The 15,997-nt window shown below is 46.9% G+C and carries 16 protein-coding genes and 1 pseudogene; 12 read left to right on the forward strand and 5 right to left on the reverse strand.

From position 1 onward, the window contains the following. The first annotated feature begins 49 nt into the window (after nucleotides 1–49). From NYE50_RS04470 to NYE50_RS04485, 4 genes are all read left to right on the forward strand, one after another. Nucleotides 50–385, forward strand: a complete 336-nt coding sequence (locus tag NYE50_RS04470) for an SdpI family protein (RefSeq protein ID WP_017419152.1) — start codon at nucleotides 50–52, stop codon at nucleotides 383–385. Next, nucleotides 378–1,238 carry an alpha/beta fold hydrolase gene (locus tag NYE50_RS04475; RefSeq protein ID WP_014417240.1) on the forward strand — a complete coding sequence of 287 codons (861 nt, stop codon included), beginning with the start codon at nucleotides 378–380 and terminating at the stop codon, nucleotides 1,236–1,238. Before NYE50_RS04470 ends, NYE50_RS04475 begins: the two co-directional genes overlap by 8 nt. Before the next feature lie 209 nt (nucleotides 1,239–1,447). Next, on the forward strand, nucleotides 1,448–2,428 hold the full coding sequence (locus NYE50_RS04480; RefSeq protein WP_003155484.1) for a glycosyltransferase family 2 protein: 981 nt from the start codon (nucleotides 1,448–1,450) through the stop codon (nucleotides 2,426–2,428). A gap of 36 nt (nucleotides 2,429–2,464) precedes the next feature. Further along, nucleotides 2,465–5,050 carry a YfhO family protein gene (locus NYE50_RS04485; RefSeq protein WP_224988604.1) on the forward strand — a complete coding sequence of 862 codons (2,586 nt, stop codon included), beginning with the start codon at nucleotides 2,465–2,467 and terminating at the stop codon, nucleotides 5,048–5,050. On the opposite strand, the gene NYE50_RS04490 is transcribed toward NYE50_RS04485, so the two are convergent. Continuing rightward, nucleotides 5,047–6,030, reverse strand: a complete 984-nt coding sequence (locus NYE50_RS04490) for a metal-dependent hydrolase (RefSeq protein WP_094296498.1) — start codon at nucleotides 6,028–6,030, stop codon at nucleotides 5,047–5,049. The two genes, NYE50_RS04485 and NYE50_RS04490, sit on opposite strands and share 4 nt — an antisense overlap. A 225-nt stretch (nucleotides 6,031–6,255) precedes the next feature. Between NYE50_RS04490 and mutY the strand changes: the two genes are divergently transcribed. Next, nucleotides 6,256–7,353: an A/G-specific adenine glycosylase gene (mutY, locus tag NYE50_RS04495; protein ID WP_224988602.1), complete on the forward strand. Its 1,098-nt coding sequence runs from the start codon at nucleotides 6,256–6,258 to the stop codon at nucleotides 7,351–7,353. 6 nt (nucleotides 7,354–7,359) lie between these two features. Here the strand turns inward: mutY and NYE50_RS04500 are convergent, their stop codons facing one another. Further along, nucleotides 7,360–7,584 carry a hypothetical protein gene (locus NYE50_RS04500; protein ID WP_007408563.1) on the reverse strand — a complete coding sequence of 75 codons (225 nt, stop codon included), beginning with the start codon at nucleotides 7,582–7,584 and terminating at the stop codon, nucleotides 7,360–7,362. 81 nt (nucleotides 7,585–7,665) lie between these two features. On the opposite strand from NYE50_RS04500, the gene fabL reads away from it, so the two are divergent. The 5 genes and pseudogenes from fabL to NYE50_RS04525 all read left to right on the forward strand — a co-directional run bounded on the left by fabL (nucleotide 7,666) and on the right by NYE50_RS04525 (nucleotide 11,573). Continuing rightward, nucleotides 7,666–8,418: an enoyl-[acyl-carrier-protein] reductase FabL gene (fabL, locus tag NYE50_RS04505; protein ID WP_003155478.1), complete on the forward strand. Its 753-nt coding sequence runs from the start codon at nucleotides 7,666–7,668 to the stop codon at nucleotides 8,416–8,418. Nucleotides 8,419–8,501: 83 nt separating this feature from the next. Next, a pseudogene (locus NYE50_RS04510) lies at nucleotides 8,502–8,654 on the forward strand (gamma-type small acid-soluble spore protein); the annotation flags it as partial. Between the two features lie 160 nt (nucleotides 8,655–8,814). After that, nucleotides 8,815–9,081, forward strand: a complete 267-nt coding sequence (locus NYE50_RS04515) for a YgaB family protein (RefSeq protein ID WP_224988600.1) — start codon at nucleotides 8,815–8,817, stop codon at nucleotides 9,079–9,081. A gap of 135 nt (nucleotides 9,082–9,216) precedes the next feature. Then, nucleotides 9,217–9,747, forward strand: coding sequence for a nucleoside tri-diphosphate phosphatase (ntdP, locus tag NYE50_RS04520; protein WP_003155475.1), 531 nt, complete (start codon nucleotides 9,217–9,219; stop codon nucleotides 9,745–9,747). A gap of 83 nt (nucleotides 9,748–9,830) precedes the next feature. Next, nucleotides 9,831–11,573, forward strand: coding sequence for an ABC transporter ATP-binding protein (locus NYE50_RS04525; RefSeq protein WP_014417243.1), 1,743 nt, complete (start codon nucleotides 9,831–9,833; stop codon nucleotides 11,571–11,573). A 79-nt stretch (nucleotides 11,574–11,652) separates the two neighbouring features. Here the strand turns inward: NYE50_RS04525 and NYE50_RS04530 are convergent, their stop codons facing one another. Together NYE50_RS04530 and NYE50_RS04535 are read right to left on the reverse strand one after the other, a co-directional pair. After that, nucleotides 11,653–12,717 (reverse strand): aromatic acid exporter family protein, encoded by a 1,065-nt coding sequence (locus NYE50_RS04530; protein ID WP_007610190.1) that lies wholly within the window; start codon nucleotides 12,715–12,717, stop codon nucleotides 11,653–11,655. 209 nt (nucleotides 12,718–12,926) lie between these two features. Beyond that, nucleotides 12,927–14,216 (reverse strand): glutamate-1-semialdehyde 2,1-aminomutase, encoded by a 1,290-nt coding sequence (locus NYE50_RS04535; protein ID WP_007408567.1) that lies wholly within the window; start codon nucleotides 14,214–14,216, stop codon nucleotides 12,927–12,929. Between the two features lie 157 nt (nucleotides 14,217–14,373). On the opposite strand from NYE50_RS04535, the gene bcp reads away from it, so the two are divergent. Together bcp and perR are read left to right on the forward strand one after the other, a co-directional pair. Then, the gene (gene bcp / locus NYE50_RS04540) at nucleotides 14,374–14,847 is read left to right on the forward strand and encodes a thioredoxin-dependent thiol peroxidase (RefSeq protein ID WP_003155466.1); all 474 of its coding nucleotides are present in this window, start codon (nucleotides 14,374–14,376) and stop codon (nucleotides 14,845–14,847) included. Between the two features lie 124 nt (nucleotides 14,848–14,971). Beyond that, entirely contained in the window at nucleotides 14,972–15,409 is a 438-nt protein-coding gene (perR, locus tag NYE50_RS04545; RefSeq protein WP_003155465.1) for a peroxide-responsive transcriptional repressor PerR, read from the forward strand. Nucleotides 15,410–15,443: 34 nt separating this feature from the next. Here perR and NYE50_RS04550 read toward each other — a convergent pair whose 3' ends face one another. After that, the gene (locus NYE50_RS04550; RefSeq protein ID WP_022552794.1) at nucleotides 15,444–15,797 is read right to left on the reverse strand and encodes a YgzB family protein; all 354 of its coding nucleotides are present in this window, start codon (nucleotides 15,795–15,797) and stop codon (nucleotides 15,444–15,446) included. Between the last annotated feature and the right edge of the window lie 200 nt (nucleotides 15,798–15,997).

A 15,997-nucleotide genomic window follows, 5' to 3' on the forward strand; every position in this document is an offset into this window, starting at 1 on the left:
AAACTTTCCGCCTTTCCTTTCGTAAAAGATGAAAAGGAGAGTGAGGGATATGATAATGGTGATTGGCGGCCTTCTGATGGCTGCAGCCGGCATTTTAGTCACATTTTTTCCGCCGAAGTCGATCAACAGCCTGTACGGATATCGGACGAAGCGCTCTATGGCGGATGAGTCGCAGTGGAGAGAAGGCAATCGATTCAGTGCGCTCCTCATGATTTTGTTCGGCCTTATTTCGGCGGCAGCTGGATTTGCGGGCAGCCTGCTTATCCGGCTGACTCAGCCGTTCGCCCTGATCGTTCAGGCCGTATTGTTGATTGCGATCAGCGTACTGATCATCGTCTTAACAGAAAGAAGATTGAAACAAACGGGGAGGAGAATCGATGAATGACATTACGTTTCACATGATCGAAACAAACGGAGTGACGCTGCACACGGCTTCAGCCGGTCCGAAAGACGGTCCTTTGGCGGTGCTGCTGCACGGGTTTCCGGAATTCTGGTACGGCTGGAAGAGCCAGATCAAACCGCTGGCGGATGCCGGATATCATGTTGTCGTGCCTGATCAGCGCGGCTATAATCTCAGTGACAAACCGGAGGGCATTGAAAACTATACCATTGATACGCTCAGAGACGACATTATCGGGCTGATCACGCATTTTACAGATGACAAAGCCGTCGTCATCGGCCACGATTGGGGAGGAGCCGTGGCCTGGCATTTGGCATCCACGCGGCCGCAATACGTAGAAAAATTGATCACGGTCAATATCCCGCATCCGGCGGTTATGCGGAAGGTCACACCGTTCTACCCGCCGCAGTGGAAGAAAAGCTCTTATATCGCGTTCTTTCAGCTTCCGGAAAAGCCGGAACGGAGATTGTCTGAAGACAATTACCGCGTATTGGATCACGCAATCGGCTTATCCGAACGCCCGGCGCTTTTTTCACGGGAAGCTATCGACAGCTACAAAGAAGCTTGGGGCAGAAAAGGAGCGCTCACGGCGATGCTGAACTGGTACCGGGCGATCAGAGCCGGCGGTTTAGGCCCTGCCGTTCCGCTAAACATGCCGGTTCCGTACCGATTAATATGGGGCGTCAATGACCGCGCGCTGAGCAAAAAGCTCGCCAAGGAAACAAAACGGATGATTCCAAACGGCGACTTAATCTTTATAGACGATGCCTCACATTGGGTCATTCACGAAAAACCGCGCATCGTCAGCCATTTGATTCATGAATACCTTCAGCAATAAAGTCTGTCCCGCGTACAGACTTTTTCTTTTTTTTCTCATATCTGCCGAAAACATGACAAAATATAAACCATATGCAGAAAAAATTTTCTTTCCCTGTAACAAAAAAAGGGTTTAAACGTCATTAAAAAAAGGAAAAGCCTTACTGAAGTTTTGCGGACAATTCCTTTAAGGACGTCCTAAAAAAAGAATAATACAAAGAAGGTGCCTTCATGAAACAAAGGTTAATCTCAATTATTATTCCGTCTTACAATGAAGGGAACAATGTCAAGCTCATCCATGAATCTTTAAAAAAAGAGTTTCAGACGATTCATTATGACTATGAAATTTTCTACATCAATGACGGAAGCGCGGATGACACCCTTCAGCAGATTAAAGAACTGGCCGCCAGAAACCATCGCGTCAAATACATATCTTTTTCCCGAAACTTCGGGAAAGAAGCGGCCATTTTGGCAGGATTTGAACACGTGCAGGGCGAAGCGGTAATCGTGATGGACGCCGATCTGCAGCATCCGACCCATCTGCTGAAAGACTTCATTCAAGGCTATGAAGAAGGGTATGACCAAGTCATCGCGCAGCGCAACCGAAAAGGGGACAGCCCCGTGCGTTCCGTGCTTTCTTCCCTGTATTATAAATTTATCAACAAAGCCGTCGAAGTGGACCTGCGTGACGGGGTCGGAGATTTCCGCCTGCTGAGCCGGCAGGCCGTTGATGCCCTTTTGAAGCTGAGTGAAGGGAACCGTTTCTCGAAAGGGCTGTTCTGCTGGATCGGGTTTGACCAGAAAATCGTATTTTATGAAAATGTCGAAAGGAAGAACGGCACGTCCAAATGGTCATTCAGCAATCTGTTCAACTACGGAATGGACGGGGTCGTCTCCTTCAACAACAAGCCCCTGAGGGTGTGCTTTTTCACCGGTATTCTGATATTGCTTCTGTCGATGGTTTATATTGTAACGACCTTTGTTCATATTCTGACACACGGCGTGTCCGTACCCGGATACTTCACCATTATTTCCGCCGTGCTGTTTTTAGGGGGCATCCAGCTTTTGAGTCTCGGCATCATCGGAGAATACATCGGCCGGATTTACTATGAAACAAAAAAACGCCCGCACTACTTAATTAAAGAAGCGAATATAACGTACGGAGAACAAAATGAAACGAATTATACAAAAAAGCGCAAGTGGAACCATTAAACAGCCGCCGCTGTGCGCAGGGTCTGGGGACGTTGTATGAAAAAAAATAAATGGATCTTGCCGGCAGCCTGTGTGCTGGCTGCGGCAGCCGCTCATATTTTTTTCTTAAAAGAGTGGTCGGCAGGCCGCTATATGACGGGGTCTGGAGACGGGATCGCCCAAATGGCGGTCTTCAAAAAGCTGCTGTTTGATCAATATATGAACGGCAGGCTGTTTTACAGCTATTCGTTCGGACTGGGCGGGGGCGTGTACAGTCAGCTCGGCTATTATTTCTCTACTTCTTTTCTATTCCTGTTTATCTCCGCCGCTGTCCGCTTTTTGCAGCTTATTCAGCTGACGGGCGAGGCTGATGCGCTGTTCTGGGCGCAGGCCTCCGTTTTTATCAGCATCGCCAAGCAGAGTTTTATCATATTCACGGCGGCGTGTGTGTTCCGTTATTTCGTCAAACGGGCGGTGCCTGCTTTTGCCGGCGCCGTGTTGTACGGGGTCTCGATTATCTACTTCCGGCATGAGGTATATTGGGACTTTTTCACTGACAGTATGGTGTGGCTGCCGCTGCTCGTGCTCGGCGCGGAAAAAATCATCAGGGAAAAAAAGCCGGCGTGGTTTATCTTCGCCTGTGCGCTGACATTGATCAACAACTTTTATTTTGCATATATTAATTTGATTTTCATCGGCATTTATATCTTATTCAGGTGGGTGATCCCCCTTGAAGGCAATGAGGCGAAAAGACTCACTCAATGCAGGATATTTATTCTGTCGGGCCTTCTCGGGTTCGGCATAAGCGCAGTTTCCTTTATTCCTGTCGTATACGGATACCTTCATAATCTGCGGCCGCCGTATTCAGAGCATATTGCATGGCTTGATTTTTCCGACAACATTTTATTTTCAAGCCGGATTATCATCCTGCCGGCGGCTTTTTTGCTCTTTCTATTTACATTTTCTTTATACAAAAACCGCTTGTTCCGGCTGTTTGCGGGAATCAGTCTGCTGTATATTCTGTTTCACTTCAGCCCGTTCGCGGCAAGTGCCTTTAACGGCTTTTCAGCTCCGCAGAACAGGTTTGAATACGTCCTGTGCTTCACGATTGCCGGAACGGTTTCAGCCGGGCTTTCTAGGCTTTCAGGCATCAGCATGAAGAGTATGCTGATGTCCGCCGTACTCGTCGTTCTGCTCTATTGGAGCCAGGTGAGGCGGTACAGTCTGGATATTTCTGATCACGCCAATCTGCCCGTCATTCTTCTTCTGGTGCTGACCATAGCCGCTTTCTTCGCAGCAAAGACAAGACTGAAAGGCGCGGTGCCCGCCGTCTATGCCGTCATTTTGCTTACGGCGGTGCTTACGGCTAATACATATGAAAAATATGCTTTATCAGAAGGCGGGAAGATTTATACGGTATCGCATACATTTATGACGGGTGCTGACTATAAAGGCAAAGAGCAATCAGAGCTCATTCAGCGTCTGAAAGAAAAAGACCCTGATCCGTTTGCCCGTTTAGATTGGATGAACGGTGTTTTCAATAACACCCCGATCATATACGGATTCAACGGATTCAGCGTATACTCAAGCATACTGAACCGCAATCTGCTGTCCTTTTACTGGAACGACCTCCGGATTGACATGGGCAGAGAAAGCGTCAGCCGCTATGCGACATTAGGAAACAGGGCTAATTTATACAGCCTGCTTTACGGAAAATATTATATGACGGAAAAAACAAACGAGGCCGGCGTGCCGTACGGGTTCAAAAAAATCATGGAATCATCCCATTATGCGGTTTATCAAAATCAATATTTGCTTCCGTTCGTACGGACAGCCGATCGCGTATATAACGAGGGCGGCCTGAAAAAAGCGCCCGCCCTTGCCAGGGAACGGGCAATGCTTGACGGGATCGTCACGGAATCAAGCACAACCAACACGAAAAAAGCGCCTGAGGCGAAAAATATGATCCGCCATGCAGAGGTAGCGGCCGAACATGGCGATTATCATAACGGCATCCTGACGGTAAACGAAGACGGCGGCGGCCTGATCATTACGCCGCAAGCCGCTAAGATGGACGGCGGCGATTATTACGTCAGCTTTTATTTGAAGAATAAAGCGAAGGACCAGGGCTTTACATTAAAAGTGAACGATTACACGACAACGAGAAAATCGAATCAATCCATTTACAAAACAGGTGTCAACGATCTTACTGTGAGAGTGCCGAAAACAAAAAACATCCAAATCCGTCTGCCGAAAGGAGCGTATCAGCTTGACAGACTGGCGCTTTATGAAGAACGGTACGATACGCTGAAAAGCGCATACCGAAAAGCGGAAAAAGAACCGCCGGCCGATCTCAGCTGGCGCGGAAATACGCTTCATATCTCGTATGATAACAAAACCCGCGCGCCGTATATCATGCTTCCGATTCCATATGAAAAAGGCTGGGAGCTGAAGATAAACGGCAGAAAAGAGCAGATTGAAAAAGCGGATTATTCCTTTATCGGATTTAAAGCGCAAAAAGGAAAAAACGATATTCAATTAACGTATTACCCGCCGTTTTTTAAACCCGCGGCCGCTCTATCGGTAATCAGCCTCGTGTTTGCCGCTATATATGTGAGAAGACAAAAAAAGCCCGGCTCTTAAACAGAGCCGAGCTTTAATTTTTTCTGCAGTTTTTCCTCGCTGAAAATCCAGCCCGTGTAAGAAGAGAGAAGCTCTAAATCATGTCTGAGATGGACGATGGCGACAAAAGGATAGTGGCCTTTGCTTCGGTAGCGCAAATCAATAAAGCGCACCTCATAATGATCTTTAAAGGTATCGACCTCCCACCTGTAAACAGGGGAAAAGGAAAGAAAGGCTGCAATATTTTCGTCCTGTTTCGCGGCCTTCATCACATCGGTTTCCGGAACGGGCACGCGGTTGAATGTATCCAATATCACGACATGGCCGTCAAGGCTTCTGCCGACATAAAAGGCATGCGCCGTCGTCACGGCGATACGCCACTGCCTGAATTTCATCGTCGGCGAAATAATGATGGTTTCAATCTCCTCTTCAATCATCTCGCGCAGCCTTCGCTTTATCCGCAGCTGCATCAAAAACCGGACGGCGTAATATCCTGCGAGGATGATATAAAGCATCAGAAATGTCACGCCCGGATGACCTCCGATATACCACACGGCAATCGCGGCCAAATGGCTGACGAAAATAAACGGATCAAAGGTATTGATTAAACCGAGAGCGATCCATTTTCTCGAAAACGGGCGGATGGCCTGCGTGCCGTACGCGTTAAAAATGTCAACAAACACATGCAAAACGACAGCCAGAAGCGTCCACAGCCACAGGTGCAATAAGTTCGCTTCCGGATAAAACATAAACAAAATACCCGGAATCAGAACGGACCAAAATAAAACGGCGGGAATGGAGTGCGTAAACCCTCTATGATTTCGAATATAAACGGCATTATTTTTCAGCTTCAATATGGTATCAATATCAGGTGCCTGAGAGCCGGCAAGAGCGGCGATCATAACTGCCTGAGACATGGGGGTGTGCATGCCGACGGCAGGATCAAGAGTTGCGATTCCGCCAAGCGCGATACCCATGACAACGTGAGTGCCAGTATCCATTGTTGACCTCCTAGCAGGCGTTAAAAATCAGTCGCCCGCATATTTCGCATTATAAGATATTCCCCATTTTCTGTTTGCCCAATCATGGCGTTTATCCGCCGTTCTCATATGTTTCCGCTTTTTCTTTATCACTATTTAATGTAACATATTATCGTAACGTGCCCTAAGTTTACACCAAAATACGGTGTCAAGAAAAGCGGAACCCGAAACATCTGAGGAGAAGATATGAACGCACTTGAAGAAAAAATGAAACAAAAAGATATAGACAAATTTCGCGAGGACTTAATTACATGGTTCGAAAGAGAACAGAGAATTCTGCCGTGGAGAGAAAATCAGGACCCGTATCGGGTGTGGGTATCAGAGGTGATGCTGCAGCAGACGCGCGTAGAAACCGTCATTCCTTATTTCCGGCGGTTTGTTGAGCAATTTCCGACCGTTTCGGCGCTCGCGGAAGCCGATGAGGAAAAAGTGCTCAAAGCCTGGGAAGGGCTAGGTTATTACTCCCGTGTAAGAAATCTGCAAAGTGCCGTAAAAGAAGTGCATGAGCGGTACGGGGGAGTCGTCCCTGCCGAGGAAAAGGAATTTGGCGGACTGAAAGGCGTCGGCCCTTATACAAAAGGCGCCGTGCTCAGCATCGCATACAACAAACCGATTCCCGCCGTAGACGGCAATGTGATGCGTGTCATGTCGAGAATTCTTTCCATATGGGACGATATCGCAAAACCTAAAACGAGAACTATTTTCGAACAGGCGGTATCCGCTTTCATTTCTCATGAAAAACCATCTGAATTCAATCAGGGTTTAATGGAGCTCGGCGCGATCATCTGCACCCCGAAATCGCCGTCCTGCCTGCTTTGCCCCGTACAAAAGCACTGTTCGGCATTTGCGGAAGGGACAGAGCGGGAGCTGCCCGTTAAAAGCAAAAAGAAAAAGCCCGGAATAAAAACAATGGCAGCCGTTGTGCTGACAGACGTTCAAGGCGATGTCTATATTCATAAACGGCCGCCAAAAGGCTTGCTCGCCAACTTGTGGGAGTTTCCGAATACCGAAACCCAGAAAGGAATCAAAACCGAGAGAGAGCAGCTTGAAACCTATTTAGAAAAAGAGATGGGAACAACCGCTGAAATCGGGGAGCTGGAAGGCATCGTAGAGCATGTTTTCACCCATCTCGTCTGGAATATTTCGGTCTTTTTCGGTAAAGTAAAACAAGTGTCGGATACAACGGAACTCATACGGGTCACAAAAGAGGAGCTCGAGGAATACGCATTTCCCGTTTCCCATCAAAAGATATGGAAAATGGCGGAAGAAAGCGGCCGCCTGTAAAAAGCGTCAGTCATAGCTGACGCGAGTGCCGTGGCCGTAATCCGCTTCATTCCGTTTCAGTCCGCCGCGGGCTTCGATTTCCTGAATCAGTTCCCGGTATTTGGACTGGCCTTCTTCGTTTAAATACGGCATAATTTGCTGGAAGGCATGATGGAAATAGGCGAGCTCTGAATCTCTCCAATCTTTTTTGGGCATCATGGCCAATTCGCCCATATCACGTCCGACATACATATAAAAGACCCCTTTCAACACATATTGCTTTTATTGTTTGTTGAATGAAAAGAACTATACACAGCAAGGAGCTGAGGAAAAATGGAACAAAATAAATGCGCACTGATCACGGGAAGCAGCCGCGGCGTCGGGAAAGCAGCCGCCATCAGACTCGCGGAAAAAGGATACAACATCGTCATCAATTACGCCCGCAGTAAAAAAGCGGCATTAGAAACCGCTGAAGAAATTGAAAAACTCGGCGTTAAAACGCTCGTCATTAAAGCCAATGTCGGCCAGCCGGCAAAAATCAAAGACATGTTCCGCCAGATTGACGAAACATTCGGCAGACTGGACGTGTTCGTCAATAATGCGGCTTCAGGCGTGCTGAGACCGGTTATGGAACTCGAAGAAACACACTGGGACTGGACGATGAATATCAATGCCAAAGCATTGCTTTTCTGCGCCCAGGAAGCGGCAAAGATGATGGAGAAAAACGGAGGCGGCCACATCGTCAGCATCAGCTCGCTCGGCAGCATCCGCTATCTTGAAAACTATACGACGGTCGGTGTCTCAAAAGCCGCTTTAGAATCGTTAACCCGTTATCTGGCGGTTGAGCTGTCTCCGAAAAATATCATCGTAAACGCGGTGTCAGGCGGAGCGATTGATACGGACGCGCTGAAGCATTTCCCTAACAGAGATGAACTGCTGGAAGATGCCCGCCAAAATACGCCGGCCGGCAGAATGGTCGAAATTAAAGATATGATCGATACGGTGGAGTTTTTAGTTTCTTCAAAAGCGGACATGATCCGCGGTCAGACCATCATAATTGACGGCGGACGCTCTCTGCTCGTATAAGTTTTAAAAAAGATGAATAGCCTTATCGTCTCCTGCGCATTCTATAGTGCGTGGAGGTGATAACAATGGCAAACTCAAAATTCAGCAAAACAGACGTTCAGCAGGTGAAAAGACAAAACCAGCAATCAGCTTCCGGTCAGGGTCAATTCGGCACTGAATTCGGCAGTGAAACTGATGCGCAGCAGGTTAGAAAGCAAAACCAATCTGCTGAACAAAACAAACAGCAAAACAGCTAATCACTGAAACGAAAAAGCACTTCATCTTCGGATGGAAGTGCTTTTTTCTGTTGCCGAAACGACAAAACTTGTGATTCCTCTACAGAATGAGTCAAAGGGTTTTCCGGCGGAAAATCGAAATGGTAAGGAGTATCAACCTAAAAGCCTAAGGAGGAACCCGATGTCAGAGTTTGAAAAGCTTGTAAGTGAACAGATGAAAATCATGGATCAGCTTCTCGAGCTGCAGTCACAACTTGACCGCTGCCGGCAGGTGGAAGCGGAACTCATCAGTCTGGAAAGAGATGCAAAGCTGGACAATGTACAGGACGAAATTGCGACAAAGCGAAAAGACCTGGCCGGCATACAGGAGTTATTCCAAAGGCAGACAGAGCAAGTCATCCAGTCTTATCGCAGCACGGAAAAGCCGTCTTCCTATGTGCAGAAATGAATGTGCCATTCCGGAAGCGGAGTGGTTCTTTTATTTTCATTTTTTAATTCGTAACGTTATAATAGTGAAAAGACTTGTCGGAAAGCAATTGCGGCTGCATTGACTGCAGGGCTTTACAGAAAGTAGGGGAGAAATATGGGATATCCCAAGGAAGGAGAAACCATTCAAATTCACAGCTATAAGCATAACGGGCTGCTTCATCGAATTTGGAATGAAACGACGATTTTAAAAAGTACGGAATTGTGTATCATCGGAGCCAACGACCGGACAATGGTGACGGAATCCGACGGACGGACGTGGGTGACGAGAGAGCCGGCGATCTGCTACTTTCATGCCCGTCAGTGGTTTAACGTCATCGGAATGCTGAGAGATGACGGGGTACACTATTATTGCAACATCAGCTCGCCGTTCGCTTATGACGGAGAGGCCATCAAATATATTGATTACGATTTGGATGTCAAGGTGTTTCCGGATATGACGTATAACATTCTTGACGAGGATGAATACGATGACCACCGCAAATCAATGAATTACCCTAAAGAGATCGACAGCATTCTGAAGGAGTATCTGAATACGCTGCTGCACTGGATTCATCAGCGGAAAGGACCGTTTGCTCCGGAATTTGTTGATATGTGGTATGAACGGTATCTGCGCTATACAAAATAAAGAATACAATAAAAAAACCTGTTGGGGTGTCAACAGGTTTTTCACATGGGCTCACACGCCTTAAAGAGAGAGGGGGATAAAGTGTGGGCGTAATCAGACGCTATATGCAATTTGTAAAACCTTATAAAAAACAAATTTTTATCACAGTGTTAATCGGCATCATAAAATTCTCCATCCCGCTGGCTCTCCCGCTTCTGTTAAAATACGTGGTCGATGACATTATTCAAGGGAGCGGAACGGCAAGCGCTAAAACATCATCGCTATTTACGATAATGGGTATCATGTTCGTGCTGTTTTTAATTCTGCGTCCCCCGGTAGAGTACTATCGGCAATACTTCGCGCAATGGACGGGCAGCCGGGTGCTCTACGATATCAGGGGGGTATTGTTTGATCATATTCAAAAATTGAGCCTGAGGTTTTATGCCAACACGAGAACGGGCGAAGTCATTTCCCGGGTGATAAATGATGTCGAACAGACAAAAGACTTTGTCATAACGGGACTGATGAATATCTGGCTTGATATGATGACGGTGCTGATCGTCATCTGTATTATGTTTACACTCGATGTCAAGCTGACATTGATATCTGTCATTTTGTTTCCGTTATACGGAATTTCAGTGAAATACTTTTACGGCCGCCTCCGAAAACTGACACGTGAGCGTTCTCAGGCACTCGCCCAAGTTCAGGGACATTTGCACGAAAGAGTTCAGGGGATGCCCGTTATCAGAAGTTTTGCCATTGAAGATTATGAACAAGCCAATTTTGATGAAAAAAACGGACATTTTCTGGACAGAGCGATCCGTCATACGAATTGGAACGCAAAAACGTTTGCAGTCGTGAATACCATTACGGATTTGGCGCCGCTGCTTGTTATCGCGTTTGCGGGTTATTTTGTCATAAACGGTCCCCTGACGGTAGGGACGATGGTTGCGTTCGTCGGCTACATTGACAGAATGTACAATCCGGTCAGAAGATTGATCAACTCATCGACGACGCTGACCCAGTCGATCGCTTCGATGGACCGCATATTTGAATTTATCGACGAGCCGTATGAACTGACTGATAAACCGAATGCAGTAAAAGCTGACGGCATTAAGGGCGAAGTTGAATTCCGAAATGTCTCGTTCCGTTATGAGGAAGGAAAAGAAACGATTTTGCAGGACGTTTCCTTAAAGGTGACAAAAGGGGAAACCGTCGCGCTCGTCGGGATGAGCGGCGGCGGAAAATCGACGCTTGTCAGCCTCATACCGCGTTTTTATGATGTATCCGGCGGCAGCCTGCTGATTGACGGCACAGATATTCGCGATTATGAAGCGAGAAGCCTCCGCAATCAAGTCGGAATGGTGCTTCAGGATACGTTTCTGTTCAGTGAGACAATTCGTGAAAATATCGCCATCGGTAAACCGGGAGCGTCTCTGGATGAGGTGGTTGCGGCAGCGAAAGCGGCAAATGCCCATGAATTTATTATGAACTTCCCCGAAGGCTACGAAACCAAAGTCGGCGAACGGGGCGTCAAATTGTCAGGCGGGCAGAAACAGCGGATTTCTATCGCGCGTGTATTCTTAAAAAATCCGCCGCTGTTAATCTTGGATGAAGCGACATCGGCTCTTGATCTTGAAAGTGAACACTACATTCAGGAAGCGATGGAAAAGCTTGCGAAAAACCGGACGACTTTTATCGTCGCCCACAGGCTGTCCACGATTACGCATGCGGATAAAATTGTCGTCATGGAAAACGGCGCCGTCGTCGAAACCGGCACGCACGAGGAATTAATGGCCCAAGGCGGCCAGTACAGACACTTATTTACGATTCAGAATTTGAACTGATACAAAAACTTATGCCGTCCGAATGGGCGGCATACGTTTTTTTGAATGCAAAAAAACCCGGTTTTACGGAAGCACCGGGTTACTCTTCGTCTGTTTCTAATTCGCTGTCTTTCGGGTGGTATGTCTGAAAACTCGTAATTAATGTATCGAGATGCTCCAGCTGCTCGCGGTATTCCGCAACCGCAGCCATAATGCTGAGCATATTGTAATCAAGCAGTTCATCCTCGCAGTTCTGCTGATTTTTCAAGAAAGACTTCGTCAAAAGCTGTTTATATCTTATGCTTTCTTCAGCATCGTCATCATGCGGCTTGATCTTGCCGACCGTCCGCATCAGAATCCTTTCGTGCCAATGAAGCAGATAATCAATTTCTTCTGTCAGCGTCTCCTGAAATTCCTCCGGCATATGATAAATCTCGTTTTCATAGCGGTGCAGCTTTTTCAGCGTATCAAGCGCCCGATTCGCCGTAATAATCGCCTGTCTGAATAAAACAAGCTTGCGCGACTTTACATACGTCGTTTTCTTAAAGTAGCTTCTCTCCTCTTTATAAAGAAGGTACGTATGATCAAGCTTCATCATCTTTTCTTTCAGCTTCTCAATATCCTCTTTCAATATCGAGTGTTCCGTGGACTGGCGCATCGTCAGCCTGATCCATTTCATGATCTCATCGGTATATTCAACCGTATGATGAGTCAGCTTCGTTTCGTATTTCGGCGGAAGAAACACAAGGTTCACAATAAAAGAAGACAGCACGCCTAAAATAACGGTGCTTGTTCGTATCAGAGCGAACGTCAGGAAGCTGTTTCCCGGTGTTTCTAAAATCGCGATAACCGTCACGAGCGCAATCGAAATGGTGTGTTCAATTTTCAGTTTTAACATGATCGTGATGACAATCACTGCGGTCAATCCGATCATAATCGGACTCGGTCCGAAAATCAGTCCGAATGCCGTAGCGATGACAGCGCCGATGATATTTGCCTGAACCTGATCAATAATGATAAGAAAAGACCTGTAAATAGAGGGCTGTATGGCAAATATAGCTGCAATCCCGGCAAAGATCGGCGACGGAAGTCCGATCCATGATGCTAAGTAGAGCGCGAGCGTAATCGCAATCCCTGTTTTAAAAATGCGGGCACCAAGTTTCATTGGTTTGTGCGTGCATTCCTTTCTCTAATAAATTATGTGCCGAACGAACGGCTGACACTTACATTTCCCTGTCGGCTGATTTGCTAAACAATAAAGTAATATACAGGGATCATACCAATTATTCAAGGTCTTTTTTTGAAAAAACCATTATCTCACAAATCGGACAAAAAGAAAAAGCGGAAGCCCCGGGCTCCCGCTTGTTTCAGCAGTTATTTTTTCATATGTCTGAACGCATCTTCAACGGCTTGTAAAGTGGCGTCGATATCCTCTTCAGTATGTGCGGTTGTGATAAACCAAGCTTCATACTTCGATGGAGCGAGATTGATGCCGCGCTCAAGCATCAGCTTGAAGAACTTGGCGAATGCTTCTCCGTCCGTATTTTCCGCCTGCTCGTAATTGACGATCTTTTCATCAGTGAAGTAAACCGTGAGCGCGCCTTTTAAACGGTTGACGGTGATGGTAATGCCGTGTGTCTCCGCATGGGCGAGAATGCCTTGCTCAAGTCTGGCGCCGAGCTCATCAAGCCGCTCATAAACGCCTTCTTCCTTCAGCACTTCCAGGCAGGCGATGCCAGATAGGATAGATGCCGGGTTTCCGGCCATCGTACCGGCTTGATATGCCGGGCCGAGCGGAGCAACCTGCTCCATGATCTCTTTTTTGCCTCCGTAAGCGCCGATCGGCAAGCCGCCCCCGATAATTTTACCGAGCGCCGTTAAATCAGGCTTCACTTGAAGAAGATCCTGCGCGCCTCCGTACATAAAACGGAACGCCGTGATCACTTCATCATAAATGACGAGCGCGCCCGCTTTATGGGTCAATTCATTTACCTGTTCTAAAAATCCTTCTTCAGGTTCAACGATGCCGAAGTTGCCGACGATCGGCTCGACGAGAACCGCTGCAATTTCCGAACCCCATTTATCCAGCGCGGCTTTGTAGCTTTCAATGTCATTGAAAGGAACGGTAATCACCTCATTGGCGATGCTTTTCGGCACGCCGGCGGAATCGGGGGTGCCGAGCGTAGACGGGCCGGAACCCGCAGCGACAAGCACGAGATCAGAGTGGCCGTGATAGCAGCCGGCGAATTTAATGATTTTTGTCCGGCCTGTATAAGCGCGTGCAACCCGGATCGTTGTCATTACCGCTTCAGTGCCTGAGTTTACGAATCGTACTTTATCAAGTGAAGGAATGGCCTCCTTCAGCATTTTGGCGAAAGTGACCTCATGTTTGGTCGGCGTCCCGTACAGCACGCCGTTTTCAGCCGCTGTTTTAATCGCTTCAGTAATATGCGGATGGGCATGTCCGGTAATAATCGGGCCGTAAGCCGCTAAATAATCGATATACTGATTCCCGTCTACATCCCAGAAATAAGCGCCGTTCGCTTTTTCCATCGCAACGGGTGAACCGCCGCCTACCGCTTTATAGGATCTGGACGGGCTGTTCACGCCTCCGACGATATGCTCTAACGCTTCCTTATGAAGTTCAACTGATTTTGTATACAAAAAATGACCCTCCTAATATCTCCTTACATCATGTTCTATTGTAGCATGCTTCATTGCGAGCACAACGGTTCATGCTTCCAAAAAAGAGCGGGAGGATAACGGTTGTAATCTTAACGTGAATTGGATACGCTTAATAAAAAACCCGGAGGTATAAGAAATGACGATTGAAATCGGACAAACAGCACCGGATATGAAATTAGTGAATGACAGCGGGGAAGAAGTAGCATTGACGGATTTTAAAGGGAAGTACGTCGTTCTCTATTTTTATCCGAAAGACATGACACCCGGATGCACAACGGAAGCATGTGATTTCCGTGATCAGCACGAAAGTTTCGCGGGACTTGATGCGGTTATCATCGGAGTAAGCCCTGACAGCCGTGATAAACATGAAAAATTTAAGCAAAAACACGATCTTCCTTTCCAGCTCCTCGTTGACGATGAGCACAAACTGGCGGAAGCTTTTGATGTGTGGAAGCTGAAGAAGAATTTTGGGAAAGAATATATGGGTATCGAGCGATCCACTTTTTTGTTAGACAAAGAAGGCCGTCTTGTGAAGGAGTGGAGAAAGGTAAAAGTGAAAGATCACGTTGCCGAGGCGCTTCGCGAATTGGAACAAATTGCGTCTAATTAATGGACAAATGCTGAACTCACGGGGTTTTCTTCAGATTACATTTGACAGGAGACCGGAAAAAGATGTACACTAATTATAAACATTATAAAGTAAGAATCTTTTTTAGAAGAGAGGTGCATGACGGATGGCTGCACATGAATTAAAAGAAGCCTTAGACACGTTGAAGGATACGGGAGTCCGGATTACTCCTCAACGTCATGCCATTCTGGAATATCTCGTGGATTCTATGGCACATCCGACAGCGGACGATATATATAAAGCCTTGGAAGGGAAATTCCCTAATATGAGTGTTGCGACAGTGTATAACAATTTGCGTGTATTCCGGGAAGCGGGGCTTGTAAAGGAACTGACGTACGGAGATGCGTCCAGCAGATTTGACTTTGTCACCTCTGACCATTATCACGCCATTTGTGAAAGCTGCGGAAAAATCGTAGACTTCCATTATCCCGGGCTTGACGAAGTGGAACAGCTTGCGGCTCACGTCACGGGGTTTAAGGTAAGCCACCACCGTTTGGAGATTTACGGCGTCTGCCAAGAATGTTCCAAAAAAGAAAACCACTAAACGAAGCTGACCGCTTTGATACGGTCAGCTTCGTTTATTTTACACTGTTTTTTCTGTTATAAGACTCATCGAACGCTTTGCCTTCCAATCCTTTATCCAATGTAAGCGGCTCTCTGCAATGCATGCACATATCCACTCTGCCCAGAATCTTCGTTTCTTTCTCGCAAGCGGGGCACATCACCCGGACCGCTTTTGTGGACAGCATGCCGATCCAAAAATAAACGGCGGTGCTGAGCCCGATCGACAGCAGGCCGAGAACCATAAACAAGCTGGCAAGCAAAACAGACTGCTTAAAGAACAGCCCGATGTACATAATGATAAACCCAACGAAAACCAAACTTAACGCAAACGTTCTGATCTTATTAATTTTGCTTGAGTATTTCGCCATGTCCATCCCCCTCTCGTTTAACTATAGCACAAAACAGATGGCATATTCTTCATGTTTTCGTAAGAAAAGGGAAGAATAAATATGGCACCTGAAAGGAAATTTGTTATAATAGTGCAATGTGTTTAGAAAAAAGGACTTTCATGTTTTATCATAGAAATGTAGAAACAATAGCTAGTGAAACAATCGCATTGGAGGAATCG

This window comes from Bacillus sp. EU55 (assembly GCF_038005925.1).
Lineage (GTDB): Bacteria > Bacillota > Bacilli > Bacillales > Bacillaceae > Bacillus > Bacillus velezensis.

Excerpts from the sequence above, each read along its gene's own strand:
- NYE50_RS04470 (WP_017419152.1), top strand. The coding sequence starts at position 50 with ATGATAATGGTGATTGGCGGCCTTCTGATGGCTGCAGCCGGCATTTTA.
- NYE50_RS04475 (WP_014417240.1), top strand. The coding sequence starts at position 378 with ATGAATGACATTACGTTTCACATGATCGAAACAAACGGAGTGACGCTG.
- NYE50_RS04480 (WP_003155484.1), top strand. The coding sequence starts at position 1,448 with ATGAAACAAAGGTTAATCTCAATTATTATTCCGTCTTACAATGAAGGG.
- NYE50_RS04485 (WP_224988604.1), top strand. The coding sequence starts at position 2,465 with ATGAAAAAAAATAAATGGATCTTGCCGGCAGCCTGTGTGCTGGCTGCG.
- NYE50_RS04490 (WP_094296498.1), bottom strand. The coding sequence starts at position 6,030 with ATGGATACTGGCACTCACGTTGTCATGGGTATCGCGCTTGGCGGAATC.
- mutY (WP_224988602.1), top strand. The coding sequence starts at position 6,256 with ATGAACGCACTTGAAGAAAAAATGAAACAAAAAGATATAGACAAATTT.
- NYE50_RS04500 (WP_007408563.1), bottom strand. The coding sequence starts at position 7,584 with ATGTATGTCGGACGTGATATGGGCGAATTGGCCATGATGCCCAAAAAA.
- fabL (WP_003155478.1), top strand. The coding sequence starts at position 7,666 with ATGGAACAAAATAAATGCGCACTGATCACGGGAAGCAGCCGCGGCGTC.
- NYE50_RS04515 (WP_224988600.1), top strand. The coding sequence starts at position 8,815 with ATGTCAGAGTTTGAAAAGCTTGTAAGTGAACAGATGAAAATCATGGAT.
- ntdP (WP_003155475.1), top strand. The coding sequence starts at position 9,217 with ATGGGATATCCCAAGGAAGGAGAAACCATTCAAATTCACAGCTATAAG.
- NYE50_RS04530 (WP_007610190.1), bottom strand. The coding sequence starts at position 12,717 with ATGAAACTTGGTGCCCGCATTTTTAAAACAGGGATTGCGATTACGCTC.
- bcp (WP_003155466.1), top strand. The coding sequence starts at position 14,374 with ATGACGATTGAAATCGGACAAACAGCACCGGATATGAAATTAGTGAAT.
- perR (WP_003155465.1), top strand. The coding sequence starts at position 14,972 with ATGGCTGCACATGAATTAAAAGAAGCCTTAGACACGTTGAAGGATACG.
- NYE50_RS04550 (WP_022552794.1), bottom strand. The coding sequence starts at position 15,797 with ATGGCGAAATACTCAAGCAAAATTAATAAGATCAGAACGTTTGCGTTA.